This window comes from Leptolyngbya sp. FACHB-671, from assembly GCF_014695745.1.
Lineage (GTDB): Bacteria > Cyanobacteriota > Cyanobacteriia > Elainellales > Elainellaceae > JAAUTN01.
On record NZ_JACJOV010000080.1, the window covers coordinates 50,093 to 76,711 of the forward strand.

Here is a 26,619-nt window from a genome sequence, read left to right on the forward strand (position 1 = left end):
TTCATAACGAAACAGATGTAAGCCTTATTTAAAGAGGCACCATAGAAGCAGCCTTTATCCTTACCTTATGAGAATTCAATTATTAATAGTGGGATTGCTAGCGATCGCTTCGACTAGCTGTGCCCCTAGAATTGCTACAAGTGCTACGCCATCTGCTTCAACCACGACTTCATCGGCAACTGCTGCTCTGACCTCTACTACAAATTCAGACAATCTTTCCCTTAAAGAAGAGCTAGAAGGTACCTGGTCAGCAGGCTTTATGACCATTACATTTAATTGGGAGGCTGGCACTTATTCTGGCGTGATGCTAGACGAACCATTCTCCAAAACTTTAGAGTTTGTCAGCGAAACAGGCAATGAAATTGTTTTTAAGGCAGACGGTTCTCTCATGGTGGGGCGATTCGACCCCAATGGAGAAGTGAGGCTGACTGAGAGTGCAGACAGTTCCTCAACGCTGAGACTAAAACGAATTTAGCTTGTAGTGGGTTTCAGTCAATTATCAAAACAAGTTTAAAGAAGCGCACTCTCTTATAGGGTGCGCTTTTCTCATAGCTTAAATTTAAGGAAATGAGTACAAAAGGCGAATGGGAAGAGGGACAAGGCTAATTCAGTGAAATTCCAGATAAGATCGATATCGGACTCCATAGCGATTGCAGCAATAGATTTTTGTACGCGAGACAGATAATATGCCCCATCCTCCAACCGTTGAATTTCAAGATTATTTTGATGTGGTGGTGGTGGGTGCTGGGCACGCTGGCTGTGAAGCCGCTTTAGCGGCGGCTCGCTTAGGCTGTCGTACCCTGTTACTAACGTTGAATTTGGATAAAATTGCCTGGCAGCCTTGCAATCCAGCAGTCGGTGGGCCAGCCAAATCACAGTTGACTCATGAAGTCGATGCGCTGGGCGGCGAAATTGGCAAGATAGCCGATCGCACCTATTTACAAAAGCGAGTTCTGAATAACTCACGAGGTCCAGCGGTTTGGGCTTTACGGGCACAGACGGACAAGCGCGAATATGCCGCTGTGATGAAACAGATCGTTGAGAATCAGGAAAACCTGACCATCCGTGAAGGCATGGTAACGGATCTGGTTTTGGGAGCTAACGATGAGGTAATTGGTGTCCAAACTTACTTTGGCGTAGCGTTTCAGTGCAAATCGGTGGTGTTAACCACAGGAACGTTTTTGGGTGGCGTAATTTGGGTTGGTAATAAGTCGATGCCCGCTGGACGTGCTGGAGAATTTGCAGCAGTGGGTTTAACCGAAACGCTAAATCGGTTGGGGTTTGAAACTGGGCGACTGAAAACGGGAACGCCAGCACGGGTAGATCGGCGATCGGTAGATTACACTCACCTGGAACTGCAGCCTGGGGATGAAGAGGTGCGCTGGTTTAGCTTTGACCCAGAGGTGTGGGTAGAACGGGAGCAATTGCCTTGCTATTTAACTCGCACCACTGCGGAGACCCATCGGCTAATCCGGGAGAATCTGCACCTTTCTCCGGTGTATGGCGGTTGGGTAGATGCAAAAGGGCCGCGCTATTGTCCCAGCATTGAGGACAAAATTGTACGATTTGCCGATAAAGAGTCGCACCAAATTTTTATTGAACCTGAAGGACGAGATATTCCAGAACTTTATATCCAGGGGTTTTCGACTGGGCTGCCAGAGGGGCTGCAGATCCAGATGTTGCGATCGCTTCCCGGTCTAGAAAACTGCGCTATGCTTCGCCCTGCCTACGCTGTGGAATATGACTATTTGCCTGCAACTCAGTGTTATCCCACCTTGATGACTAAAAAGGTAGAAGGGTTATTTTGTGCAGGGCAGATCAACGGCACAACGGGATATGAGGAAGCGTCCGCTCAAGGACTTGTGGCAGGAATTAATGCTGCTTGGTTTAGTCGCGATCGCCCCATGATCATTTTTCCTCGTGAGCAAAGTTACCTGGGTACCCTGATTGACGACCTCTGCACCAAAGATCTGCGGGAGCCTTATCGGATGCTCACCTCTCGTTCTGAATATCGGCTGCTGCTGCGATCGGACAATGCCGATCAGCGGTTAACCCCATTAGGACGAGAAATTGGACTGGTGGACGATCGCCGGTGGGAATTGTTTACTCTCAAGCAGGAAAACATCACCGCCGAAAAGGAGCGCCTGCACGAAACCAGAGTCAAAGAGCACGAAGAATTAGGGCGCAAGATCGCTGCCGACACTCAGCAGGCGATTAAAGGATCGATTACGTTAGCAGATTTACTGCGTCGCCCTGGATTTCACTATGCTGCCCTGGAGCATTATGGACTCGCTAATCCAGCCCTGAATCTGGCGGAAAAAGAAGGCGCAGAGATCGATATCAAATACTCTGGCTATATCCAACGTCAGCAAAACCAAATTGACCAGATCAGCCGTCAAGCACACCGACCCCTGCCTCAAGATTTGGACTATGCCAAGATTGAGACGCTTTCTAAAGAATCACGTGAAAAGCTGGCTCAGGTGAAACCGCTAACGGTAGGTCAAGCGACTCGCATTGGCGGTGTGAACCCAGCGGATATTAATGCGTTGCTAGTTTATCTAGAGATTCGTTCTCGCCAAGAACAACCTGCTGCAACAGGGATCTAACGCCAATTCCAAAAATTAGAGCTAGTTAAAAGAGGCAGGGTTTTGCCCTGCCTCTTTTAATTGATACCTCTGTGTAGCTACAAGCTATGCAGGAGGTGCTGTTGTGCTAATTGATCGAGTTAGGGTTGGTGAACTTCGGCAGAAATGCCCTGTTGCTCTAGCTCACTTGCCAGATCTTCTGCCCCAGCCCGATCGCGAAATGCCCCGACCTGAACTTGCGCCCCACCTTCTGGAGTATTGCGGACATAGGCATCACCGACGGCTTGGCGGGCTTGCTCTAAACTGCGATCGCCATTGTAAGGAGTCGTTACGTAATAGTAGTCGTCTTGGCTGGCGGCAGGAGGGCTCGCAGGAGCGGGCGCTGTCGCTACGGGTGGGGTCGCAGGCTGAGCTTGCACCTGAGGAACAGAAGGCGTTGCGGTATTTGCTTGAGCCGGAGCGCTAGCACGAGCAGGGGCTGGAGCGCTAGCACGAGCAACTGGGTTGGGACGAGCGGGAGCCGGAGCACTAGCACGAGCAGCTGGGTTGGGACGAGTGGGAGCCGGAGCGCTAGCACGAGTAGCCGGGTTGGGACGAGCAGGGGCTGAAGCTTGACTAGGAGCAGAACGCCCATTTGGGCGCATGGAGACTGTCGCAGGCACGACAGTCCTCGGCAGGGTGGGAGCCGACTGCGGGTTAGGCAGGGGTGCGGTTTGGGCAGGAGTTGAAGCTGTTGGAGAGGGGACTGCTCCTGGAGTGACGGGCACTGGAGCGGGAGCTTCACCCGTTGGCAAGGTGCTGAGCGTACTTAAATTTAATTCTCTAAATTCTTCGCTTGCCAGGTCGGGAGAGCCTGGTAGTGCGTTACTCGGCAAATCAGTTGAATCTGGGTTAGTGGCAACTTCGCCTGACAACTCTGAGTTGCGATCGCCCCCCGGTTCACCTTCACTAAAGATTCCAAGACTAGCTGGGTTCATAATCATATAGCCCAGGGTGACGCTGGAGAGCAGCAGCAGCAGCATGGAGCCAATTCCTAGCGGGGTTAACAAGCTTTGAATAAAGCTCGGCTCTTGCGGGGGAACCTCCTCCTGATCGTCCAGGCTTTTAAGCAACTCTTCAGAAGATTCTAGGTAGTCGTCTGGTCCCAGGTTAATGTCATCTGGGTTAACCAGCTTTTGGGTTGTTTCTGCCTCAGCACCAGGAGAAACTAGCCCTGACGGCTCTGCATTGGGGACAGTTGCAGCCGCAGCCGCGATCGCCAATTGGTTAGGAGTTGATGGAGGAGTCGGTGAAGGAGGAGTTGGTGAAGCGACACTCCGTTTGATCTGAGAGGGCGGTGGTGGTGGCACTGGGGAGGGCCTGCCTTTCGCAGTGGAAAGGGCGATCGCTCCAGCAGCGGCAGCCTGCGTCCTTCCCCCTTTCGCCTCCACATAAATCGTGTCCATCGGTTTAGCATCGCGGCTGCGGCTCCGCCGACTTTTAGGTTTTGTCGGTTTGCTCTTACGGGAGCGACGGTAGCGAGACAGTTCCTCCTCTAGCTGCATATCTAAACCACCCAGTGCAGTTTGCAGGACAGCGTGCAGAGGCTTAGAAGGAAGTGAAGTTGAAGATTCTTGTGAGGAACGTTGGCGCATTAAACTACTCCTGCCAGTACGTGAGTGACGACCCAGTAATACGTAAATGACTTATTCAGTGATGATTGGTTCAATGAATAATCGCAAAAGATGCCCCTGAATCTGTCTACACCGAGAAGTATCCCTGAAATAATCATTGTTAGCTTAATCTGAGCCGCTGTCAAAGATGGCGCAGCCTACAGCCCTATCTTGCGCCCAATTCTAATCCGAAATTTGGAGAGTGTTCAGATTTTTGTGTAAGTGCGGGCAGCATGCCCGCACTTACACAAAAATCAAATCAGTCCCGAAATTTGCAGCCGATTCGAGCTTTTCCAGTTAAATTAAAGCCTGATTCTCATGGAAGAAAACCATCCTGAACGGCTTGTGAGACGCATCATACAGGGGTTAAGCTTCTCGCACAGTCCAGTTTAGGGCACCAAAGGTTCAGGACTCTGTAGGCTTTGTATTAGGACTATATATATGTCGCTTAAATCTCTGCATCACGTTTTAGGTGCTTTGCAAAGCCAGGAGGGTTGGCGATCGCGACAGCAGCTTCAACAACTGCTTGCCTGTTGGTTTCAGGTGGTTGGCCCGGCTGTCGCTGCTCAGACTCGTCCAGTTTCAATTCAACGGCGGGTGCTGCATGTGGCTACCTCTAGCTCGGTTTGGGCAAATAATCTTACCTTTGAGCGACAGCGGATTTTAGAGAAATTGAGTGCTCACCTGCCCTACGCTCTTTCTGACATTCGTTTCTCTACAGCTCACTGGCAACCCTACCGGGGCAACAGTTCAATGGAGGAAGATGCATCCGAAATCTGGCAAAGACACCCTAGCCGAGTTGCTGATCCTTTTGCTGCGTCCAGGGCAAAGGCTCAGTCAGAACGTCAGGATGCAGATTCGGCATTTCGACATTGGGCTGAGGTAATGCAGACGCGATCGCAGCACTTGCCGCTCTGCCCTAGCTGCCGCTGTCCAACACCCAAGGGAGAGTTAGAGCGATGGTCTATTTGCTCACTTTGCGCCAGTAAGCAATGGTAAGCCCGTAAATTTACACACCTCTTTTTTGAATAGACCCAGAATTAACCTGCCAATGCTCGATTTTTTGAAGCAACAACCGTATTTTTTCGAGCATTTAAAGCAGAACATTTAATTACAAATAGACATCTTTAACGGTGTGCTCTCATAAAGATTAAATTCAGATGAAGTTTGGTCCTAGATTTAGGCAATTTCCCCTTTTTAGGGTAGGTAATAAATTAAAAATAAGGCTCGTCTTTCTGGTTTCCTATTGATCCCCGTGAGGTTTGAGGAAGAATTGATAACCTTATCTACTCTGTCAAAACTGATACAAAAGTTTTTAATATTTCTGAGTTGTTAACTGGAACCTAAAAATAATCTAAATTCCATTTTTTGTTCGGGATCGCTACAAACATCTCAGGCAAAGGCTTTAGAACTTTTATCTAGCTAAAACCAAACAAATTCAAAGATGAGAATGGGGGTGAAGAATAACCTCACACAAGATCCCATGGGAAAACAGGATTCTGCCATCTCAGCTTGTCGGCACTGCCAAAACTATGTGCCTCAAGGTCGGCGTGGTGGTCAATGTCGGCAGTTGGGTGTACTTGTTCACGGCGCTTGGAAGGCTTGTTCTCTGGCGATCCCACCCTTTTCTCCAGTCTGGAGTTTAGAGGATGTGGCGCTTTGGCAACCGGAGGCTTTTGAGCTCAATGAACTAGAGGCGATGCGAAGCAGTTCCTCCGTTGGGGTAATCGCCCCTGATCCTGTTCTTCCGACTTACGTTGCAAAGGTTGTTGTAGCGCAAGACGTTGTGCTTTCTGAGTAGGAAAGCAAACTTATACCCATTCTCCTTATCCCGTTTCTACATGAAGCTGCATATTTTGGAATGTGCCCCGTGTACGCGGGGCACATTCCAAAATATGCAGCCATAGAGAGAGTCAGTATTAGAGCTATATACTCGCCCGCACCGCTCATGCCTACTGAACCGATTCAGGCTGGCGAATGCTGTAATAAAAAGTCAGCGTGCGGGTGAGTGGTTGCTGATTTGCGGCAGGGGGAAGCGGCTCAAAGGGAGCAGATTGCTGAATTGCTTGGATAGCCGCTTCATCAGCGATCGCCAGTCCAGAAGGCTGCGTTACTTCCCACTCGGTCAGTTCACCTGATTGATCAACTGTAAATCTGACTTTTACAGAGCGCGTTGCATCGACGTTGACCTGAATACGCTGCCACTGTCGTTCAATCTGCTGATTCATCTCAGCCAGATAGTCTCCCCAAATCGGGTCTTGCTCAGCATCAATGCCAAATTCATTAGAGGCTGTGCGGTTTGAATTTGCGATTTGAGCAAACTCTTGTCCCAGATTCAGAGCCGCTTCATATGGGGCTGCAGTCTGATCTGCGGTTTGATCTGGGGAAGTGGGCAAGTCTGATGCGGGTGAGTTTGACGTAGGCAAGTCTGAAGTTTGTGACGGGACTGGCTGATCCGTTAAGTCCGATTCAGACGATACGGTTTGTTCAAGCGGATTGAAGTCTGGATCTGGTGCTGCAGAGTTCGGTGAGAACGAGTCAGCTTCTAGCTGCGGCAATCCTGCAAAGGCGCTGTCATTTGAACTAGCAGGTGCAATATCTGGAGCTTCAGCAGTTTCAGTAGCTTCAGGGTTGGGTGCATCGGATGGCTCTGAAGTGGGCTGTGGCGGGGTTGCTACTGAATCTGGTTTTGCTTCGCTTTCGGTTTCGGTGGCTTTCCCCTGACCGCTATTTGCAGGACTAGAAGCTGGAACAATTCTCCCTGGTGAGACGGGGGGGAGAAGCAGCGGCGCGATTGATTTGTTGTCTGTGGTGCTGTTTTCTTTTAAGGATTCTTCGATTCCGGGCTTTCCGGCTGCTATAGGCAGGTTTGGTTTCGCTTCACCGCCTGCGATCGCATCAATATTAGAGCGGCGATCGCTATTCTGCTTTGTCTCAGTTTCTGACTCTAGATAAACAAACTCAATCGGTTCAATCGGTTCCACAGCCAGGTTTGGCGGCTCAATTGGTTGCCAGGGAAAAATTCCGCCTGCCACTACACCGCCGTGAAAAGCGGCAGCTACTGCCAAATAGATTGTCAAACTCCCCCGCTGAGCGGCAAAGCGATCGCGATATTTCTGGGCTAGGCTCATGAGTTAGTGGGGGAAGCCGGTAGAGAAAACGTGTGTAGCTAACCGCTATGAAAACATGAGTTCTACCCATTTGGCGATAGACGACAGGGACGCTGAACTCTAAGGGAAGCGGCGAAAGGGCTAGCGATTTGAATTATGATAGATTCTGGAGAAATTCTGGATCTAATTCCAGATGTATTGAACCTTCACATTTTGGCTTCACATAACGCTATGGATATTTTGACTTTGGGTTGGGTTTCGCTGCTAGTCGTTTTCACGTTCTCTATCACGATGGTGGTTTGGGGCCGTAACGGATTCTAAGGATTAACAAAATCAACTGAGTTGAAAGCCAGTAATCAGCTATGGGCTTTGAAACGTCTCCTCTGGGGATTCTTGCTGTAACTGCTCTGGGGTTAATGGTTGCATTCACAGGTGGCATTGCTTACCTGACAACGATTGAATGGCGCGATCGCCGCCGCCGAGAGCGAGAAATGCGCGAGAACCAAAGTGTTTCCAAGAAGAAAAAGAAAAAGTGACCCATTCTACCGATTGGGAATTGCCTGAGTATCTGCAAGCCGTTTTTGCAGAAAATTCTAATTTAGATGCGGTGTTCGCAGCGCTAATGCCTGCTTTGTGTCAGGCGTGGCGCTGCGATCGCTGCTTTCTCTATCTTCGTAATCCTCAAACGGGTCAGGGGCGAATCACCCACTGTTGGGGCACCAGTCCTGAGTGGGCTGATTTGTCAGGCTCCGATTGGCTAGAAGAAGGCGATATTGCGAGTAAAGATCCGCTGATGGCGATCGCTTTTCGCACGGCTGAGCCTGTCTTCGTTGAAGATATTGAGACGGCTGGCCCTGAGATTGTCAATCTCGACTATGAGCGAGACGTGTTTCAGCATCGAGCGCTGATTCATGCACCGCTCTATCATGAGGGACTAATGTACGGCATTTTGGAACCCTGTGTCTTTCAGCAGCCAAGGGTATGGACGGAGGGCGATCGCCGTATTACTACCGAAATTCAAGACAGACTTGTCCCGCTAGCCGCAGCCTATGTACGGCAACAAGGGACTTAAGCCCCTTGTTCCATTAATAAGTTTGCTTTAACTCTGTAGTAGCACGTCGAGTTTAAGGTGTTGGGTTCCGCTCTGCTCCACCCAACCTACCAGCTCATCATCTGGCAGTTGTGTAGGTTGGGTGCAGCGCAACGGAACCCAACGTTCAAAGTTTGCTGCGCTACTAAAGCAACTAAACCCACTCTAATCTCAGCTATCGCCCTTTGAGCCCGGTACGACGCACAACTGCATCAGCGGTGACTGCCAGTAACAGCACGGCACCCTGAACAATATTCTTGACGCTTTGATCTTGGTTGAGTAGGTCTAGTCCGTTGTCGAGACTGCCGATTACCAATGCACCTAGAACTACCGCCCAGACGGAACCCCGACCGCCAAATAAGCTGACTCCACCAATGACGGCAGCGGCGATCGCATTCAGCAATAGGGTTGAGCTAATCTGCGTGGCAACGGCTGTACTGCGGGAAGTCATCATGATTCCACCCAGGGCTGCCAACGTGGAAGCCAGCATGAAGACAGTGATTTTCATGCGAACGACCCCAATTCCGGCGCGACGAGCGGCTTCTGCATTGCCGCCAACCGCGTAGAGGTGCCGTCCGAACGGAGTTTTGCGTAGAACGATCCAGAAAACCAGCACCAGACCTAACGCAATCATTACGGCTTGGGGTACGCCCTGGTAAGACTCAAATAGGAAGATCAGAATGATTGTGACGGCTGCTGCTCCAACAAGCTGTAGCGCTGTTTGAGAGGAATGCCGAACGGACAAACCAGCTTGCGATCGCTTGCGTCGTTCGTACCATACGCCCAGCGCATACAGCCCTAAGCACACCAGCGGAATTCCCCAGCCCAAAACTGGGTTGAGATAAGTTGGAGCAAGTGAACGAATCACCGGATCGCGCACGACTAACGTGGTTTGTCGTCCCATTACCACGAGTAGCAACCCTGAATAGGCGATCGACCCTGCTAACGTGACAATAAACGACGGCACTCGCAGCACGGCAATAAAGAATCCGTTAAGCAGTCCAATCAGTGCGCCTGCCAATAGCCCTGCTAGTATTGCTAGCCAAGGATTCCAGCCCTGATATACCGAGACTGTTGCCATGATTGCGGCGCAGGCTTGCGCGACAGCTGCTAAACTCAGGTCAATCTCACCTAGCAATAGCACTAATACTGCTGCAATACTAAGAATGCCAATGGTGACAATTTGCTGGGTTAGATTAGATAGATTTCGGGCTTGTAGGAATACGCCACTGGTAGTGAGCTGAAAGTAAATCGTAATGAGCGCCAACGTCAGAATGACGGGAATAAAGCCCAAATCACCCTGCATTAGCGATCGCAAATTAAACCGGGCACGCGAAGCGGCTGTAGCTGGCTGATGTACCAGGGCATCCTGACTGCCGGAATGATCCTGATCTTGAGGGGTGTCCCGATCCAAGCTTTTCATAAGATTAATATCCTCTGTAAGTCGTGCTATCCCTAAACTGCTGCCTCAGACGTAGCTCCAGTAATCGCGCCAACTACCTGTTCACGGGTAGCGCTGCGGACATCAAATGTGTTTGCTCGCTGTCCTAACCGCATGACGATGATGCGATCGGCGACTTCAAATACGTCATGCAGGTTGTGCGAGATCACTACAACCGCTAGACCCCGCTCTTTTAGCCGCAAAATTAGATTTAAAACTTGTCGAGTCTGAGCCACACCCAGAGCAGCGGTTGGCTCATCTAGCAGCACCACTTTCGGCTGGCGCAAGATTGTTTTGGCGACAGCAATGCACTGACGTTGACCGCCTGACAGAGAAGCTACGGCTGACCGCACTGAAGGAATTTTTACATCCAAAATTTTCAGTACGTCGAGCGTTTGGCGTTCCATCTCGGTTTCATCTAGCACCCGCAGCAAGCCAGGAACCAAATCACGGTAAGCTTCCCGTCCCAGCCAGAGGTTTGCAACCACATCCAGGTTGTCGCACAGTGCTAGGTCCTGATAAACCGTTTCAATTCCTAATCGGGTTGAGTCTTGAGGACTGCCGATGGTGACGGGTTGACCATCAATTAACGTTTCCCCCTCGTCGGGTACATAGGCACCCGACATCGTTTTGATCAAGGTTGATTTGCCTGCGCCGTTGTCACCCACTAGGGCAACCACTTCGCCATCGTAAACCTCAAAATCTACGTGCTTGAGTGCATGAACGCCGCCAAAGGATTTGCTGATATTTCTGAGCTGGAGGCGGGGAACTTTGCTGTTGACAGAAGCGCTATCCGACGTTGCCGACATTGAACTGGTCATTGTTTGTTAACCCTCCTGAGTAAGTTGAAATGAAAAGGCTTTACCCTTGCTGACTGCAAAACATAAATTCCTTCATCCTCAGAGGTAGGTTGGGTGGAGCATAGCGGAACCCAACGTTCGCCTAACCTTGTGGAACCCGACGTTTGCCTAACTTTGATGTTGTTGGGTTCCGCATTCGCTTCACCCAACCTACGGTGCCCGTTCCATAGAAGGTTTGGAAAGTTGCACATCCTTGTGATGAATACAGGAATTGAGGGTGGGGGCGAAGTCTTACGGGCAAACGCCGCCTGCGCCAGAGGGCAATCCGCTGCAAATTTCTTCTTTGCTCAAGAAGCCATCAGCAATCACAGTTTGTTCAACATTGGTGCGATCGACGATAACGGGCGTTGCTAGAACGGAGGGAATCTGTGCGCCGCCAATCACCTCAGTGGTGCCGTTGACGATCGAGCCTGTGTCTTCACCTTTGCTGAGGGCTGCGACCAACCGAGCGGTGGCGCGGGCTTCCTCAATGATTGGCTTGTAGATAGTCATTGCCTGGTCGCCTGTGAGAATGTTTTGGATTCCGGTGAGGGTTGCGTCTTGCCCAGTGACGAGAACTTTCCCGTTCAAATCTTGTGTCCGCAATGCTGCAATTACCGTATTTGCCATACCGTCATTGGCAACGTAAGCGATTTGAACATTATTCTCTTCCTTGGTTAGCACGCCTTCCATTAAGGATTGCGCTCTGGCGTTGTCCCAGTTGGGGGTGTATTGGTCAAACACGAGGTTGAGGTCGCCGCTATTGACCAGCGGTTGCAGTTTTTCGACGGCTCCTTCACGGAACAGCAGCGCATTGTTGTCGGTTTGGGAACCGTTGATCATGACCAGATTGGCTCCCTCTTGCAGACCAAAGTTACCGGCATTGAGCTGGTCTAAGATGTATTGCCCCTGTAGCTCTCCGACGCGCTTGTTATCAAAGGAAACGTAGTATGCGAGGTCGGGATCTTGAATCAGGCGATCGTAGGCGATTACGGGTACGCCGCTTTGTTTGGACTGTTGCACAATGACTGCTGCCTGTTCACTATCATTGGGGTCAACAACGAGGATGCAAGCGCCTTTGGTTAGGGCTGCGTCTGCCTGGTTTTGCTGAGTTGCGGCGTTGTTGTTGGCGTTAGCGTACTGAATGGTGACTCCGGGCAGAGCCGCTTTGATTTCTTGCTCTAACAAGGGGCGATCGTAGGCTTCATATCGAGCGGAGGAGTCTGATTCGGGTAGGAGAATGCCCACGTTCATGCAGTCTTTAGCAGCGGCGAATTCGCTCTCGGCTGCAGTTTCGGAGGTGTCGTCAGCGGGGGTGCCATTACTACAAGCGGCTAGTAAAACTACGCCAACGACAGGCAACCAGCGGCGGAAAAAGGGGTTTAACTTGGGCATGATTTAATTCCTTATTTTGGTGTAGTTTGGTTGGGCGTTTTTACCCGTTTCCTGAGCGCTTCTTGAGGAGAGGTTTGGATCAAGGACTTGGGGAGTTGGTGCTATTCCAAAAGGCTGAATGGGTGCCAATAAATTGGGAAATGCGATCGCCTCTTACAAAAACAATCGCTCAGGTTAAACCCAATCATTCACAGCGAAAACTAGCAGCACAAACTGCTTGCCGTGATGAATTCAGCAGCAAGTTAGCTTAAGCAGCTAAACCAATGCCTATAGCAAATTGCTACGGCATTATTTGCGATCGCCAACATCAGCCCAATAGAAACTACTCGGCTTGAATGAAGGCAAATTAGCAGGTATCAAGTCATCTCGAAAGTTGAAGACGGCAAATAATGCAATCGGTCAACTTAAGCTCAGAAGGGCTATGAGGGGCAGCAATGAGGCGTTGTTAAGGCGTTAAAAAGTGACAATGTTAACGGACAAACATCAAGTGACGATGTTAATGATACTTAGCAGAGTCTCCCATTCTAGCAAAACTTTTACAAACCCACGGGGGGCGGGGATCAGGCAGTTATTGCGATCGCCTCTTAAAGCTCACTTGAGAATCTACAGATTTTTTACAGTTAAAAGAGACGTTGATCTTCTAACCCAACAAGAAATCTGCAATGACAGAATCGAGGGAACCTGACAGCATAAAAACTAAAAAATCTGTATTTCCCTAGTACGAAAAGCTACTGGGATTAGACTCCACACGGCTAATTTTTGTTGAATAAACTAAGATTTTGAATTCGTTTTTTGTTCTCCCCCTTGTTTCTAAAAATGCTCTATGAATATACTTTTACTTTTGCAGATTTGAATTACTCTTGTGATCTAAGTGAAATAAAATGTAACGCGAATTGACGTATTTGGTATTCAAGGCATCAGCAATTTGTAAGCTTTAGGCAGTACCTTTATTTGCTTTTGTCTGCACCATCTCTACAGAACAATGCTGCGTAGACAGTTCTGATAAAGTTTGTAGAATCGCTACAGCAAGAATGGCACTGAAACCTGCCACAGAACGATATCTATTCGGCGAAAGATGACTCAGTATGACTACCACCCATGATCTGGCTAATGTTTCCACTTCATCTACTACACCAGTTCACCCACTGGAGCCTTTGACTCCTGAAGAGATTGCCAGAGCGGTTGCAATTGTCAGGGCAGAACGCCAGTTGAGTGATCAGTTTCGCTTTCCGGCAGTGGTGCTAAAGGAGCCACCCAAGTCAGTGATTCTCAGCTATCAACCGGGTAGCTCGGTTGAGCGAGAAGCATTTTTGATTTTGCTAGACAACGCGACAGGGGCGACCTATGAGGCGATCGCCTCCCTCACTAGCAACACGGTTACCTCCTGGCAGCACATTCCAGGTGTGCAGCCCAACATCATGCCTGATGAACTGTCGGAGTGTGAGGCAGCGGTGAAAGCCAACCCGGAGTTTCAGGCGGCGATTGCCAAGCGCAACATTCCTCTAGAGTCGGTTGTCGTTGACCCGTGGGCGATCGGTCACTTTGGTTTACCGGGAGAAGACGGCATTCGGCTATCGCGCTGTCTCTGCTACGTGCGAACCACGCCCAGCAGCAACTTTTACTCTCGCCCCATTGATGGACTTGTTCCCGTCGTTGACTTGAACAAAATGCAGGTCTTACAGATTGAAGACATGGGCGTTGTGCCTGTGCCGCCAGAGCCAGGGGAATATGCCGCCGAGTTTGTATCCCCAATGCGGATGGATATCAAGCCGTTAGAAATCACTCAGCCGCAAGGCCCAAGCTTTGAGGTAGATGGGCATCATGTGCGCTGGCAAAAGTGGCAATTTCGCATCGGTTTTACGCCGCGTGAGGGATTGGTGCTACATACCATTGGCTATGAAGATCAGGGTAAACTTCGCCCAATTCTCTATCGTGCGTCGCTGGCAGAAATGGTGGTGCCCTATGGCGATCCGCGATCGCAGCACTTTCGCAAAAATGCCTTTGATGTGGGTGAACATGGCGTAGGTGTGCTGACCAATTCGCTTCGCTATGGTTGCGATTGTCTAGGCGAAATTCGCTATTTTGATGCTGCAATGACCGATAGTCGAGGTGAAGTGGCGATCATCGAGAACGCTATTTGTATGCATGAGGAAGACTTTGGTGTGCTTTGGAAGCATACAGATTGGCGATTGGAGAGCGTTGAGGTGAGGCGATCGCGTCGTCTCGTTGTCTCTTTCTTCTGCACCGTAGATAACTACGAATACGGCTTCTTCTGGTATTTCTACCAGGACGGCACGATTCAGTATGAGGTAAAGCTGACGGGCATTCTCCTATGTGGTGCGTTAGGAGATGTTCCCAAATATGGCACGCTTGTTGCGCCACAGGTAAATGCTCTCAACCATCAACATTTCTTTAGTCTGCGGCTAGACTTTGACATTGATGGCGGCAACAACTCCGTTTACGAGGTGAATACTGAAGCCGAGCCGCTGGGAGCAGACAATCCCTATGGCAATGCCTTCTTCGCCACCTCAACCCTATTTAAGACGGAACTGGAAGCACAGCGAATTATTGATCCGCTAGCAGGTCGCTACTGGAAAGTTGTCAATCCTTCTGTGCAAAACCGTTTAGGGCAACCTGTCAGTTACAAAATCATTCCCGGTGACAATATCTTGCCGTTTGCTCATCCCGAATCCCCAATTCTGAAACGAGCTGGATTCATGACGAAACATTTGTGGGTTACGCCTTACGCCGAAGATGAGCGCTTTTCGGCAGGTGATTACCCTAATCAGCATCCTGGTGGTGAAGGTTTACCTAAGTGGACACAGGCAAACCGTTCGATTGAAAATACTGATGTAGTGGTGTGGTACACCTTTGGACATCACCATATTCCCCGTCCTGAAGACTATCCGGTGATGCCGGCTGCTTGCAGTGGTTTTGTCCTCAAGCCAGTCGGATTTTTTGATGCAAATCCTGCACTGGATGTGCCGCCATCTGAATCAAAGCACAGTTCTTGTCATTAGGATTGCGAATTCTCTCGTTACGAGGCTTTGCCTCGTAATGCCATCTAGAGGCTCTGCCTTATTCATGCAAGAGGCAGAGCCTCTGAATAGCATCCCTAGGTAGAACCTGTGGACGAGGCTAAATTTACAAACCTAGATTCAAAGATGCAAGCTCTGTAAGTCCATGGCATTCGGCAGCTATTCTTGAACTTTCAACGCTTTTGCCCGAATACCACGCCCCTACCCATCCAAGGCGATCCTTCGGGGTGCCTGCCACTAAACATTGCTAATGTAAAGGCAAACAATGCTTCTGCATCACCCCACATTGTGAATATGATGAGCAACAATGCTTCTGTATCGCCTCACATTGCTAACGTGACGAACAACAATGCTTCTGTGTCGCCTTGCCTTGCTTCTACGGGCAATAACTAACGACTCGCTAAAACTACCCCTGCCCTTTTGCTGCCATTTGCCGAACAGCGCTGTGCAGATGGGGGTTGCCTTCGTTCCAGAAAACGATTTGCTTGATTTTGCTGATTTTCCAGCCTTTGGGCGTTCTCGTTAGCGTATGGATGTAATAGCCGTGCGTGTTAAAGCGATTCACACCCGTGTAATGGGGGTGAAATCGGTTAATGACGACACAGGACACACAGGTCGCTTCGTCTGTCTCAATCGTCAGGTTGAGGTTAGTTAACTGATGCTGAGTTTTGAGACTGCTAAGGGCAGTGCGTCTTGACGCGACAAAATCGTCGGCTTTGACTCTGATCGCAGGCTCGTTTCGTAAGTCGGAGTAGTCAGCTTCGATTTCATCCAAGAAACAAGAACGAAACTGATTCCAATCTTGTAAATCTAGACTGCTGGCAAACCGATTGACCACATTGCTGATTTCGGCGTGATCGAACATCAGTTCTAGTTTGGTGTCCATTCTTTTTCCCTGAGACAGGCGGTTTAGCAGGACTCACTAGCAGTGTAATCTACTGGCAGCAGATCGTCCTTTCCTTCTCTACGAGTACAGAGTGAGCCTGTCCGGTAAATGTGAAGGGCGGTTGCCCCTCAGAAAGCAAAGTTTGCCAACGATACGATCGCCCCATTTCACTTTGGCAAAAATTCAGAATTCAATGCTTGCTCAGGAGTGTAAGGACAGTTCAGAGGAAATCTAGCTGCGGTGCCAGGTAGTGATACCGCCTGGTTGGTCAACCAGGATGATGCCTTTAGCTTTGAGTTCATCACGGATGCGATCGCTCTCTGCAAAGTTTTTTGCCTTCCGAGCTTCCTGCCGCTGTTGGATCAGGTCCTCAATTTCAGCGTCAGTTGGGGAATCGGCTTGTTGCGGCTCTGCACTGGGTTTTGCTTCCAGTCCTAAAATTTGAGCAAGGCAGACTAATGTTTGCCATTGCTCGCGGATAGTTTGAGCATCGATGCTAGCTTTGCCTTGGTGAACCAGCAAGTTTCCTTCTTTCTGTAGGGCTTTGGCTAGCTCAAAGAGGATGGCGATCGCCCCTGGCGTATTAAAATCGTCGTCCATTGATTCCTGAAAGCGTTGAACAGCTTCGCTTTCAGAAGGAATTCGCATGTACTCTGGGTTGCCAAAAGAAGAATCGTCTGTATCTGTCCAGCCCAGTTGTTTGCCGTACTGGTAGCCAAACAGCAGCCCGTCCTGGAGTGTTTCCCAGCTATTTTTGGCAGAGGCGATCGCCTCCTCCGTAAAGTCAATCGGCTTGCGGTACTGTGCCTGCAACACAAACAGCCTCAGCGCCATCGGGTCTGGTGCATCCGGTGCATCCAAAAGCTGGCGGATTGTGGTGAAGTTGCCCAGCGATTTGGACATCTTTTCGCCGCCCACGTTTACCATGCCGTTGTGCAACCAGTATTGCGCTAGCGGTTTTCCTGTAACTGCTTCTGATTGGGCGATTTCATTCTCATGATGCGGAAACACCAGGTCAGCGCCACCGACATGAATGTCGATTGTGTCTGCTAACGTTCCGTCTGAGGTTCTAAACGCTTCGCGCACCATTGCCGAGCATTCAATGTGCCAACCCGGACGACCTTCTCCCCAAGGAGATTCCCAGGCAGGTTCTCCAGGTTTGGCTGCTTTCCACAACGCAAAGTCAGACGGGTCTTGTTTCTTTTGTGCTTCGGGATCAGCCTCAACTCGACCGCTTGCCCCGGCTTTCATATCTTCGAGCCTGCGTCCCGATAGCCTGCCGTATTCGGGAAAGTTTCGCACGGTATAGTAAACGTCGCCTTCTGCAGGATAGGCATAGCCTTTTTGCTCTAGTTCGTGAATCAGACGTTTGATGCCGTCGAGCGTATGCGTGGCGCGGGGATACGCGTCGGCTTCAAGAATGTTGAGCCGAGCCATGTCTTCAAAGTAGGACTGGGTGTAGCGCTCTGCTACCTCCTGCATGGTGGAACCTTCTTGCCGGGCTCGATTCAGAATTTTGTCGTCGATGTCAGTAAAGTTTTGTACGTAGCGCACGTCATACCCGCGCCACTGCAAATAGCGCCGTACCGTATCCCAGACGATATAAGAGCGGGCGTGCCCCAGGTGGCAATAGTCATAGACCGTCACGCCGCAGCAGTACATCCGCACCTTACCGGGTTCTAGGGGCTCAAAGGATTCTTTGTGGCGGGTGAGGGTGTTGTAAAGCTTTAGGGGCATGGCAGATTAGAGAGTGAAAGGGTGGAGTAGGGAAATTGGGAATGAGGGAGTAGGTATTTTGAGAAGGACTGCAATTTAAGGCTAGCAACCGAGAACAGATCAGTGATAATGATCAGTCATAATGGAGAGTGCAGATCAAACAAAGATTCATAGATTAGTCTTTGGCGATCGCTCAGCTTTTCACCATTCTCCTAACTTTTTGACGTTTTCTACCACTGTGCCATGACATCTGTAGTCACTCCTAACCAATCTGAAACGATGGATGACCTCAAGCGAGGGTTGCCCGTCACCATCATCACAGGCTTTCTGGGCAGCGGTAAAACCACTCTCCTCAACCACATTCTGACCAACCAGGAAGGACTGAAGACCGCGGTCTTGGTCAACGAATTTGGCGAAATCGGCATCGACAACGAGTTGCTGATTACCACAGGCGACGACAACATGGTGGAGCTGAGCAATGGCTGCATCTGCTGCACCATCAACAACGACTTGATGGAAGCGGTCTACAAGGTTTTAGAGCGTCAGGATCAGATTGACTACCTGGTCGTTGAAACAACTGGATTGGCAGACCCGCTGCCTGTTGCGCTGACGTTTTTGGGAACGGAACTGCGCGATTTGACCCGACTTGACTCCATCGTTACGGTAGTTGATGCGGAGAATTACAGCCTTGACCTGTTTAACAGTCAGGCGGCGCACAATCAAATTGCTTACGGTGACATCATCCTGCTGAATAAAGCTGACCTGGTTGATGAAGCTGACCTGGATTTGCTGGAAGTTAAGATTCGTGAGGTTAAGGAAGGCGCTCGGATTTTGCGGACAACTCAGGCGCAGGTGCCGCTACCTCTCATTCTGAGCGTTGGGTTATTTGAATCTGACAAATATTTCAACTCGAATGGTTCAACGTCTGAGCACGACCATGATCACGATCATGGGCATGAAGCTCACGACCATGACCACGCTCACGAGCATCACGACCATTCAGAGTGCGATCACGATCATGGGCACTGCGCTCATGACCACGATCATGACCATCACCATCACTCAGACCATTTGGCGGTAGATGGGTTCACCTCAATTTCTTTCCTGAGCGACAAGCCGTTTGCGATCAGGAAGTTTCAAAATTTCCTGGATAATCAGCTTCCCGCCAGCGTGTTTCGGGCAAAGGGGATTCTCTGGTTTGATGAAAGCCGGGATGAGCAGGGCAAGCCGAAGCGCCATATTTTCCACCTCAGCGGTAAGCGATTCTCGCTAGACGATGATGAGTGGAAGACCGCACCGAAGAATCAGCTTGTGCTGATTGGGCAAGATTTGGATCATGAGAAGTTGCGATCGCAACTCGAAGCTTGTGTTTGTATGCCTTCTACCAATCGCGGTCGCGGTTTTGGCAGGTAGACAATCAGTAAAACTTTGCGAGTCGTCCTTCAGCGAGTTACCCATTCCCAAGTCGTGGTCGATGGTGAGGTCATCGGTCTGATTGGGCGTGGGTTGAACCTGCTGGTTGGCATTGCCGATTCTGATACTGAGGCAGAACTGGATTGGATGGCGCGAAAGTGTCTGGAACTGCGGATTTTTCCAGATGCAAGCGGCAAGTTCGATCGTTCAGTCTTGGACATACAGGGTGAACTGCTGGTCGTAAGCCAGTTCACTTTATATGGAGATTGCCGCAAGGGTCGTCGCCCTTCTTTTGACAAAGCTGCTGCCCCGGCGAGCGCTGAATCTTTGTACAACCAATTCGTAGAAAAACTGCAGCAGAGCGGCTTAAAAGTCGAAACTGGAAAGTTTGGTGCAATGATGCAAGTTTCGATTGAGAATGACGGACCTGTGACGCTGCTGCTGGAAACTCCGTCAGCGCAAGTATAAGACATATTAGAAATACTAATATATTTTTGCTGAAAAATTGTTGACGGCTTATGGATATTCGAATAGTGTGAAGAAGTATTTCACGATGATTGCTATAGGTAACATTAAATGACAGGTGTTGTAGCTTCGGGTTTGTCTCAGTTTCAGCGTTGCCGAGATCAATTCGCCCCAGCGTTAGCACCTGGTTCAACGGTTTTCTGCGATTTTGATGGGCCGATTGTAGACGTATCTGAGCGGTATTACAGCACCTATCAGCTTGGGTTAGCAGAGGTACAGGCAATCTACCAAGCTGAAGGAATAACGCTGCCAATTCGGGTTTTGAGTAAGGTGCAATTCTGGCAGATGAAGCAAGATCGGGTGCCCGACCTGGAAATTGCAATGCGATCGGGTTTGCAGCAGGCGCAGATCGATTTGTTTTTGCAGCGAGTCAGCCAAATCGTAAATCAGCCGACGCTGCTACATAAGGATCAGCTTCAGTTGGGTGTGCGCTGGGCCCTGGCAATGCTTCATGCTAAAGGGATTCGATTAGTGTTGGTGACGCTGCGCTGTCAAACGCAGGCAATTCAGATTTTGCAGAACTATGGGCTGACTCACCTGTTTAGCGCAATCTGGGGTACTCAAGACGAGACAGCAGCTTATCGCAACTACGCAGACGAAAAAACGCGGCTTTTGGTATCGGCTTTGGAGTCTTCCCAGCAAGAGAGAGCGGCTTCAGAGCTGTCGCGGTGTGCCTGGATGATTGGCGATACTGAGGCAGATATTCTAGCTGGACAGGCAACAGGGGTTCCGACGATCGCCCTCACCTGCGGTATTCGTAGTCGCACTTACCTGGAAAAATTTACCCCAACCTGCATTTACAGCGACTTGCTTTCCGCGACTCGCTATTTAATTGGAGAATAAGCAGGTTCTGTTGCTCCACTTTGATAAACAAGTTTGATAGATAAACAAGCTTGATAGATAAGAATGCTCGTCAACGTACCCTTACGCTTGGAGGGGCAAATCTTCTCAACGGCTGGAAAAAGCGATCGCCCTGATTGCTATCTGATAGCGGTAAGCTTAATATTGCTGATTTCAGCTTGATCACCCAGTAAAACCTAGGGTGGCACAGTGTAAGTGAGGAGATTATGAAGCGGCGACAGTTTGTTCGATATACAGGAGCAGTGCTGACAGCAGCAGCGACCACCGGGGCGATCGCTCGGTTTCAGCCTGTTCAGGCTCAGTCTAATGAGGCGCTTTCGGTTCAGTGGTTAGGACATACCTGTTTCCGGTTCACGGGCGGCGGACGACGCATTCTGGTTAACCCATTTCGTCCCATTGGCTGCACGGCAGGATACCGTGCTCCTCAGGTAGACACTGACCTGGTGATGATCAGCAGTCGTTTGCTAGACGAAGGAGTGGTCGAAGGCATTCCTGGAAACCCACGTTTACTAGCTGAACCAGGCGTTTACCAATTTAACGGACTTGAAGTCTCAGGCGTCAGCACTGAACACGACCGCTTAGGCGGACGGCAATTTGGCACTAACGTGGTGTGGAAGTGGAATCAATCTGGAATTAACGTCGTTCACATGGGCGGCATTGCCTCCCCAATCACCGTTGAACAGCAGATTTTAATCGGTCGTCCTGACGTAGCGCTGATTCCGGTGGGTGGTGGACCAAAAGCTTACACTCCCGAAGAAGCTGTGCAGGCAGTGCGAACGCTCAACCCCAAAGTTGTCATTCCGACGCATTATCGCACCCAAGCAGCCGACGCGAATGCTTGCGACATCGTAGCGATAGATGGATTTCTGACTTTGATGGAAGGCTCTACCATTCAACGGGTGAATAGTGACACAACTTCCATTCGTCGCTCTGATTTGCCCGAAAGCGGTACAAGAGTAACAGTCCTGAGCTACAGCTTCTAGTTCACTGACTAATAGTCATACATCACGTCAACCCCTAATTTGCACTTAATCTGCACTACCTCAGCACATGGCAATGCAACAGGAATATGCTCAGCGGCGTGAGCAATTAATGGCACGAATTGGCAAAGGAACGGCGGTGTTTCGCAGTGCGCCGATGGCAGTGATGCACAATGATGTGGAGTACAACTTCCGGCAGGACAGCGATTTCTTTTACCTGACTGGCTTTAATGAACCTCAGGCAGTCGTAGTTTTGGCACCGCACCATGAAGAGCATAAGTTTGTGCTGTTTGTGCAGCCGAAAGACCCGGAGCGGGAAACCTGGACGGGCTATCGGGTAGGGGTTGAGGCGGCAAAGGAACGGTTTGGCGCTGATGAGGTTTATCCGATCGCCGAATTGGATGAAAAGCTGCCCCAATATCTGGAAAAAGCTGACCGAATTTACTATCAGCTAGGGCGCGATCGCCCCTTCAACGACACCATTCTGAAGCACTGGCAGCGCTTGATGAGGAGCTATCCCAAGCGGGGTACAGGTCCAACCGCCATTGAAGATCCGGCTCCAACGCTGCATTCTCTACGGCAAATCAAAAGTCCGGCTGAGCTAGAGCTAATGCGTACAGCAGCAGCTATTTCAGTGGATGCTCACAATCGGGCGCGGGAGTTTACTCAGCCAGGGCGCTATGAATACGAAGTGCAAGCGGAGATGGAACACACCTTCCGCTTGCGAGGTGGAATGGGTCCCGCCTACCCTTCGATCGTGGCCTCGGGAGCGAACGCCTGTGTGCTGCACTACACCGAAAATGAGCGCCAGATGCAGGACGGTGAGCTATTGCTGATTGATGCAGGCTGCGCCTATGACTACTACAACGCTGATATTACCCGCACTTTCCCGGTAGGGGGTAAGTTTACGCCAGAGCAAAAGACGCTGTATGAGATTGTGCTAAAGGCTCAACTGGAGGCGATCGCCCAAGTTCATCCGGGCAACCCCTACGGTCAGATTCATGACACAGCCGTGCGCGTGATTGTGGAAGGGCTGATGGAGTTGGGACTGCTGCAAGGTGACATTGAGGAAATCATTAAGGAAGAAAAATACAAGCCTTTTTACATGCACCGCACGGGGCACTGGCTCGGTTTGGATGTGCATGATGTTGGGGTGTATCAGCACGGTGAAACGCCCCATAACCTGGAACCTGGGCAGGTTCTCACTGTAGAACCCGGAATTTACATTGCACCGGATATCAAACCTGTAGAAGGACAGCCCGAAGTGGACCCTCGCTGGCGTGGAATCGGCATTCGAATTGAGGATGATGTGCTGGTGACTTCAGCAGGACATGAGGTGTTGACGGCTGGTGTACCGAAGGCGATCGAGGAGATAGAGCGTTAGAAATGGGATTGTGAATTAGATCGTGTCAAGTAGGAAAAATTAAATCGGAAACCTGCTTTGGATTAGGTGGAACGCAAGCGATCGCGCACCAAAATCGAACGCCCGTTCACATACAGTAGCTTCTTGAAGGACACGAGTTGATGCTCTTTGCCCATACTACGTTTGATCATTCTTCTGATGTCTGAAACCATCCAGTAATGCCCTCTGCGATCGCCTCCGCCAACTGCTCCTGTTCCTCTGGGTCAACGATCCACTCAAATTCTGTGGGGTTGATCATGAAGCCGAGTTCTAGCAGTACGGAGGGAGCAATGCTGGGACGGGTGAGTGCCAAATTATTCCAGAAGATACCATAAGAGGGGCGATCGCGAGTTTCAACCAGATGGTTGTGCAGAAATACGGCTAGGCTGTGCGCTTGAGGGTGGTACCAAAAGGTGCCGATTCCGGCGGTGTTGGCTGCGTCACCAGAATCGGGTAGGGCGTTGTAGTGAATGCTGAGAGCGATCGCTGGCTCCAATTGGTTAATCAAATCTACTCGGTCTTGCGGATACAAGTCTGCGTCACCTTCGCGGGTCATGTAAACCGTGGCTCCGCGTGCGATTAAGCGATCGCGAATCAGGTTCGCCATCACCAGGTTTATCTCTTTTTCGGGATAGCCCGTTGGCCCACGTGACCCTAAATCTTCAGGTCCACCGTGCCCTGGATCGATTAGGATGCTGATTCCGGCAAGGGGTTGGCTTCTGTTGTTCGCTATCTCAGGTGGATGTCGCAGGGACAAGACTAAACTGGTGCCTTCATACGCCAATTCGTAGCCCCACTGCTGTTTGGTTTTGAGCTGAAAGGTGTATTGGATTTGGTCAGGGGAAATCTGCTGCCAGGCCAGCCGTTCAATTAAGGGATCATCGTTGAGTAGAATGGTGTCCGTCTGAGCAGTGGTGTTGTGGAGCGTCAGGGTAAAGGTGTCGCTGCCCTGGTTGACGCTAACGGGGACGGGCACCTGGAGCGGAAAGGTAATCTGAGTGCGATCGCTAAGCTGTTCAGCCCGAATACTGCGAATCAGCGATCGCGGTGGCACGGGACTCTCGGAAATCTGGATTTCTGTTGCTCGAATCCAGGCTCCGTAGTCGAGGCGATACCATTCGCCTTCTCGTCCGGTGACGGTGGCTCTAGTTCCGGTGGGTAGAGGGGTAAGGCGGGAATGGTCAGTGCTGGGTCCAGTACGGGCGGTGCCGGAAGCGGCAGTTACTTCCACGACCTGAAATTGCACAGGGGAAAGGATTTCTACGGTTCCAGGGGCTTGCTGGCGAACCGTTTCGCCGTTCAGGGTTAGCTCAAATTGGGGTTGCCCTAAGTTGCCTATCTGGGTTGTTGCGCCACATCCCTGATAGGTATTGGCGGTAGCTGTGACAGGCTGGTTTTGCAGCGTTAGAACGGCAGAGTTGGGCGGTAGATCGGTAGTGTTTTGGGGCAAAAGCGGAATGGTTTGATTGCCCAAGCTGACGGAAACGGTGGCGTTGGTGGGGGCGATCGCACTAAAGCAAATCGGTTCGTTGGGCTGTCGGGAAATATCCACGGCAGGGGTAAGTGATCCTTCGGCAAAGGCTGTTCCGACGGGTGCAGGCGGATCGGCGGAAACGCGATTAACCCGAATCACTAATTCCTGATCCTGGTAGCGCAAGGTAAACACGTTTTCGCCAAGCTGTAGCGGCAAGCTGGGGGCAAAGTGTCCGGCGGGGCTGCGGGCGATCGCTTCCCCATTTACCTCAACTTCACCTTCGGCTGGGGCGGTGCCAATGAGAAAGATTTGGTTGGCGGTGGTTTCGTGGTTATTGGGTGGGTAGACGACGGATAAGGGTTGGTTTGTCTGGGCGATCGCCGCTGTTCCTACCATTCCTGCCGTTCCCATGATTGACATGAAGCTGATGCCTGTACTCCACGTGAAGCTGCTGAACCTGCCCATACCTGACCTAACTGAACTCATGAGTCTGGACTATAAACTAAAAACGCACTGCTGAACGGTGAGTAACTTTTTTTTCCCACCCTACCACTATTAATCAGTAGAGTTGTTTAGCGAGAGAAGCGTGTCCGAACAAAGTGATTTGGAGTTAGTTCTTCTTTCACAGCAGGGAAATAAAGCTGCATTTGGTCAGCTAGTGTTGCGTTATCAACCCATGGCACAACGCCTTGCTACGCAAATCATCGGTGATCGAGACTTGGCTCAGGAGCTTGTGCAAGATGCAATGCTACAAGCTTATCTGTCACTACAAAAACTGAATGACCCAACCCGCTTTAAGAGTTGGCTCTATGGCATTGTTCTGAATATTTGTCGGAATGACTTGCGCCGCCGTAAGGTAATCTGTTTTTCCCTTGAGGTGACGGTAGGGAATTTGGTAGATGAGCTGCCAGTGACCGAGGGCAGTTCATCTGACCCTCAGCTAGTAGTAGAACGGGAAGAACTTCAAACTGCGTTGCTAGAAGCAGTTGATACTTTATCCCCGAAGAATCGCTCGGCAATTCTACTCTTCTACCATGAGCAGTTCAGCCTGCAAGAAGTGGCAAATCGTTTAAAGATTTCGATCAGTGCTGTGAAAGGGCGTTTACATAAATCTCGTCATCAACTGAGAGAGCAGTTATCGCTTCTTCAAGATCAAAGTCAACCTAATTCATTCCAGGAGATTCAAACTATGACTACAAATACTTCTTCTCAACCTAAGCTGGAACCCTGCTGTTCGTTTTGTCGCAAAAATAGTGAACAAGTTGATACTCTGATTGCAGGTCCAGGTGTTTTCATCTGCAATGCATGTGTTGATATTTGTAATCAAATTCTTAGTGGCAAGATTCCTCCATCTCCCCTGACGCAGGAGGAAGTTGCGAAACTGATGGATTCAGGCAAGTTGAGTGACTGAATCCAGGTTGCTCTCCCTACCGTTAACCTCAAAATTGCGATGATTATTGACCCGAAAAATGTCCCAATTAGGCAAGGTTCCAATTATCCTGACTTGTTCAAGCCAAGGGTGTCAGGACGACTAAAGCAACGGTTGGGGGATGCAGTGGGTTTGACGAATTTTGGGGTGAATCAGGTGACGCTTCAGCCTGGGGGGCAGTCTGCGCTGCGACATTGGCATACCAAGCAGGATGAGTTTATCTATGTGTTGTCAGGTGAACTGACGTTGATTACAGATGCGGGTGAGCAAATTCTCACGGCTGGAATGGCGGCGGGGTTTCCGGCGGGTGAGGCGAATGGTCATCATTTAGTGAATCGTTCTGATCAGGTGGCGGTTTATTTGGAGGTGGGCGATCGCACGCCTGATGATCAGGGGGTTTACCCGGATGATGATTTGCTGGCAAAGCACAGCGATCGGGGGTGGGTCTTTACACGCAAGGATGGAAGTGTGTTTGAGGATTAAGCTGTTGCTGTTTAGAAATTGTTGACTCTAGCTAAGTCCTTTTTTGGGGGCTAGCCCCCAAACCCCCACTGAGGGACGAAGCGCGTCCCCCAGACCCCCTCCGCAAGGGATTGGAGATGGGTGTCCTGGCGCGCTTCGCATCGGTGGGCGGCAAGGTTTTGCTGTGCTCTGTTGCATAGGTGAATTCAAAGAAAAGCTGTCTGTTTCCTGGCAATCAGAAGCGCCTATGGCACAATGAATGGGTTATGGACATGGTCTGAATTTCTTAAGCTTTGTCTACCAGCTCTGCATTTTTAATTC

25 protein-coding genes are annotated in these 26,619 nt (G+C 50.2%); 16 read left to right on the forward strand and 9 right to left on the reverse strand.

The annotated features are described in order from the left end of the window. Positions 1 to 75 precede the first annotated feature (75 nt). Positions 76 to 267 (reverse strand): hypothetical protein, encoded by a 192-nt coding sequence (locus H6F93_RS10050; RefSeq protein WP_190680331.1) that lies wholly within the window; start codon positions 265 to 267, stop codon positions 76 to 78. On the opposite strand from H6F93_RS10050, the gene H6F93_RS10055 reads away from it, so the two are divergent. Next, positions 260 to 475, forward strand: coding sequence for a hypothetical protein (locus tag H6F93_RS10055; protein ID WP_190680333.1), 216 nt, complete (start codon positions 260 to 262; stop codon positions 473 to 475). The two genes, H6F93_RS10050 and H6F93_RS10055, sit on opposite strands and share 8 nt — an antisense overlap. Positions 476 to 686: 211 nt before the next feature. After that, positions 687 to 2,606 (forward strand): tRNA uridine-5-carboxymethylaminomethyl(34) synthesis enzyme MnmG, encoded by a 1,920-nt coding sequence (mnmG, locus tag H6F93_RS10060; protein ID WP_190680335.1) that lies wholly within the window; start codon positions 687 to 689, stop codon positions 2,604 to 2,606. Between the two features lie 119 nt (positions 2,607 to 2,725). On the opposite strand, the gene H6F93_RS10065 is transcribed toward mnmG, so the two are convergent. Beyond that, positions 2,726 to 4,219, reverse strand: coding sequence for an SPOR domain-containing protein (locus H6F93_RS10065; protein WP_190680337.1), 1,494 nt, complete (start codon positions 4,217 to 4,219; stop codon positions 2,726 to 2,728). A gap of 459 nt (positions 4,220 to 4,678) precedes the next feature. Between H6F93_RS10065 and H6F93_RS10070 the strand changes: the two genes are divergently transcribed. Together H6F93_RS10070 and H6F93_RS10075 are read left to right on the forward strand one after the other, a co-directional pair. After that, positions 4,679 to 5,236: a DciA family protein gene (locus tag H6F93_RS10070; protein WP_190643565.1), complete on the forward strand. Its 558-nt coding sequence runs from the start codon at positions 4,679 to 4,681 to the stop codon at positions 5,234 to 5,236. Between the two features lie 484 nt (positions 5,237 to 5,720). After that, the gene (locus H6F93_RS10075) at positions 5,721 to 6,038 is read left to right on the forward strand and encodes a hypothetical protein (protein WP_190680340.1); all 318 of its coding nucleotides are present in this window, start codon (positions 5,721 to 5,723) and stop codon (positions 6,036 to 6,038) included. A gap of 151 nt (positions 6,039 to 6,189) precedes the next feature. On the opposite strand, the gene H6F93_RS10080 is transcribed toward H6F93_RS10075, so the two are convergent. Further along, positions 6,190 to 7,368, reverse strand: a complete 1,179-nt coding sequence (locus H6F93_RS10080; RefSeq protein ID WP_190680341.1) for a TonB family protein — start codon at positions 7,366 to 7,368, stop codon at positions 6,190 to 6,192. 210 nt (positions 7,369 to 7,578) lie between these two features. On the opposite strand from H6F93_RS10080, the gene petN reads away from it, so the two are divergent. Genes petN through H6F93_RS10095 form a run of 3 tightly spaced genes read left to right on the forward strand, consistent with a single transcriptional unit; the run spans position 7,579 to position 8,419 of the window. Further along, complete coding sequence (gene petN, locus H6F93_RS10085; RefSeq protein ID WP_190643610.1) at positions 7,579 to 7,668, forward strand: cytochrome b6-f complex subunit PetN; 90 nt, start codon at positions 7,579 to 7,581, stop codon at positions 7,666 to 7,668. Positions 7,669 to 7,709: 41 nt separating this feature from the next. Further along, complete coding sequence (locus tag H6F93_RS10090) at positions 7,710 to 7,883, forward strand: hypothetical protein (RefSeq protein ID WP_190643562.1); 174 nt, start codon at positions 7,710 to 7,712, stop codon at positions 7,881 to 7,883. Next, complete coding sequence (locus H6F93_RS10095) at positions 7,880 to 8,419, forward strand: GAF domain-containing protein (protein ID WP_347277271.1); 540 nt, start codon at positions 7,880 to 7,882, stop codon at positions 8,417 to 8,419. Before H6F93_RS10090 ends, H6F93_RS10095 begins: the two co-directional genes overlap by 4 nt. Before the next feature lie 193 nt (positions 8,420 to 8,612). On the opposite strand, the gene H6F93_RS10100 is transcribed toward H6F93_RS10095, so the two are convergent. From H6F93_RS10100 to H6F93_RS10110, 3 genes are all read right to left on the reverse strand, one after another. Beyond that, positions 8,613 to 9,860 carry a sugar ABC transporter permease gene (locus H6F93_RS10100; RefSeq protein ID WP_190680344.1) on the reverse strand — a complete coding sequence of 416 codons (1,248 nt, stop codon included), beginning with the start codon at positions 9,858 to 9,860 and terminating at the stop codon, positions 8,613 to 8,615. A 32-nt stretch (positions 9,861 to 9,892) separates the two neighbouring features. Then, positions 9,893 to 10,699, reverse strand: coding sequence for an ATP-binding cassette domain-containing protein (locus tag H6F93_RS10105; protein ID WP_190680346.1), 807 nt, complete (start codon positions 10,697 to 10,699; stop codon positions 9,893 to 9,895). A 270-nt stretch (positions 10,700 to 10,969) separates the two neighbouring features. Continuing rightward, the gene (locus tag H6F93_RS10110) at positions 10,970 to 12,112 is read right to left on the reverse strand and encodes a sugar ABC transporter substrate-binding protein (RefSeq protein ID WP_190680348.1); all 1,143 of its coding nucleotides are present in this window, start codon (positions 12,110 to 12,112) and stop codon (positions 10,970 to 10,972) included. Positions 12,113 to 13,197: 1,085 nt separating this feature from the next. Here H6F93_RS10110 and H6F93_RS10115 point away from each other — a divergent pair. Continuing rightward, positions 13,198 to 15,132: a primary-amine oxidase gene (locus H6F93_RS10115; RefSeq protein WP_190680350.1), complete on the forward strand. Its 1,935-nt coding sequence runs from the start codon at positions 13,198 to 13,200 to the stop codon at positions 15,130 to 15,132. Positions 15,133 to 15,315: 183 nt separating this feature from the next. Beyond that, on the forward strand, positions 15,316 to 15,543 hold the full coding sequence (locus H6F93_RS10120) for a hypothetical protein (RefSeq protein ID WP_190680352.1): 228 nt from the start codon (positions 15,316 to 15,318) through the stop codon (positions 15,541 to 15,543). A gap of 13 nt (positions 15,544 to 15,556) precedes the next feature. Here the strand turns inward: H6F93_RS10120 and H6F93_RS10125 are convergent, their stop codons facing one another. Together H6F93_RS10125 and cysS are read right to left on the reverse strand one after the other, a co-directional pair. Beyond that, positions 15,557 to 16,036 carry a nuclear transport factor 2 family protein gene (locus H6F93_RS10125; RefSeq protein ID WP_190643555.1) on the reverse strand — a complete coding sequence of 160 codons (480 nt, stop codon included), beginning with the start codon at positions 16,034 to 16,036 and terminating at the stop codon, positions 15,557 to 15,559. Between the two features lie 231 nt (positions 16,037 to 16,267). After that, positions 16,268 to 17,773, reverse strand: coding sequence for a cysteine--tRNA ligase (gene cysS, locus H6F93_RS10130; protein WP_190680354.1), 1,506 nt, complete (start codon positions 17,771 to 17,773; stop codon positions 16,268 to 16,270). Positions 17,774 to 17,995: 222 nt separating this feature from the next. Between cysS and H6F93_RS10135 the strand changes: the two genes are divergently transcribed. The 5 genes from H6F93_RS10135 (at position 17,996) to H6F93_RS10155 (ending at position 22,915) form a co-directional block, all read left to right on the forward strand. Then, positions 17,996 to 19,165: a CobW family GTP-binding protein gene (locus H6F93_RS10135; protein WP_199313611.1), complete on the forward strand. Its 1,170-nt coding sequence runs from the start codon at positions 17,996 to 17,998 to the stop codon at positions 19,163 to 19,165. Positions 19,166 to 19,180: 15 nt separating this feature from the next. Continuing rightward, complete coding sequence (dtd, locus tag H6F93_RS10140) at positions 19,181 to 19,633, forward strand: D-aminoacyl-tRNA deacylase (protein ID WP_190680356.1); 453 nt, start codon at positions 19,181 to 19,183, stop codon at positions 19,631 to 19,633. Positions 19,634 to 19,741: 108 nt separating this feature from the next. Beyond that, positions 19,742 to 20,533: an HAD family hydrolase gene (locus H6F93_RS10145; RefSeq protein WP_190643553.1), complete on the forward strand. Its 792-nt coding sequence runs from the start codon at positions 19,742 to 19,744 to the stop codon at positions 20,531 to 20,533. Between the two features lie 224 nt (positions 20,534 to 20,757). Continuing rightward, complete coding sequence (locus tag H6F93_RS10150; RefSeq protein WP_190643552.1) at positions 20,758 to 21,534, forward strand: MBL fold metallo-hydrolase; 777 nt, start codon at positions 20,758 to 20,760, stop codon at positions 21,532 to 21,534. 67 nt (positions 21,535 to 21,601) lie between these two features. Continuing rightward, positions 21,602 to 22,915, forward strand: coding sequence for an aminopeptidase P family protein (locus tag H6F93_RS10155; protein ID WP_524537924.1), 1,314 nt, complete (start codon positions 21,602 to 21,604; stop codon positions 22,913 to 22,915). Between the two features lie 166 nt (positions 22,916 to 23,081). Here H6F93_RS10155 and H6F93_RS10160 read toward each other — a convergent pair whose 3' ends face one another. Next, positions 23,082 to 24,893, reverse strand: a complete 1,812-nt coding sequence (locus H6F93_RS10160; protein WP_242043381.1) for an N-acetylmuramoyl-L-alanine amidase — start codon at positions 24,891 to 24,893, stop codon at positions 23,082 to 23,084. Between the two features lie 100 nt (positions 24,894 to 24,993). On the opposite strand from H6F93_RS10160, the gene H6F93_RS33965 reads away from it, so the two are divergent. Continuing rightward, positions 24,994 to 25,818, forward strand: coding sequence for a sigma-70 family RNA polymerase sigma factor (locus H6F93_RS33965; protein ID WP_190680358.1), 825 nt, complete (start codon positions 24,994 to 24,996; stop codon positions 25,816 to 25,818). Positions 25,819 to 25,857: 39 nt separating this feature from the next. Continuing rightward, positions 25,858 to 26,319, forward strand: coding sequence for a cupin domain-containing protein (locus tag H6F93_RS10170; protein ID WP_190680359.1), 462 nt, complete (start codon positions 25,858 to 25,860; stop codon positions 26,317 to 26,319). Positions 26,320 to 26,619 lie beyond the last annotated feature (300 nt).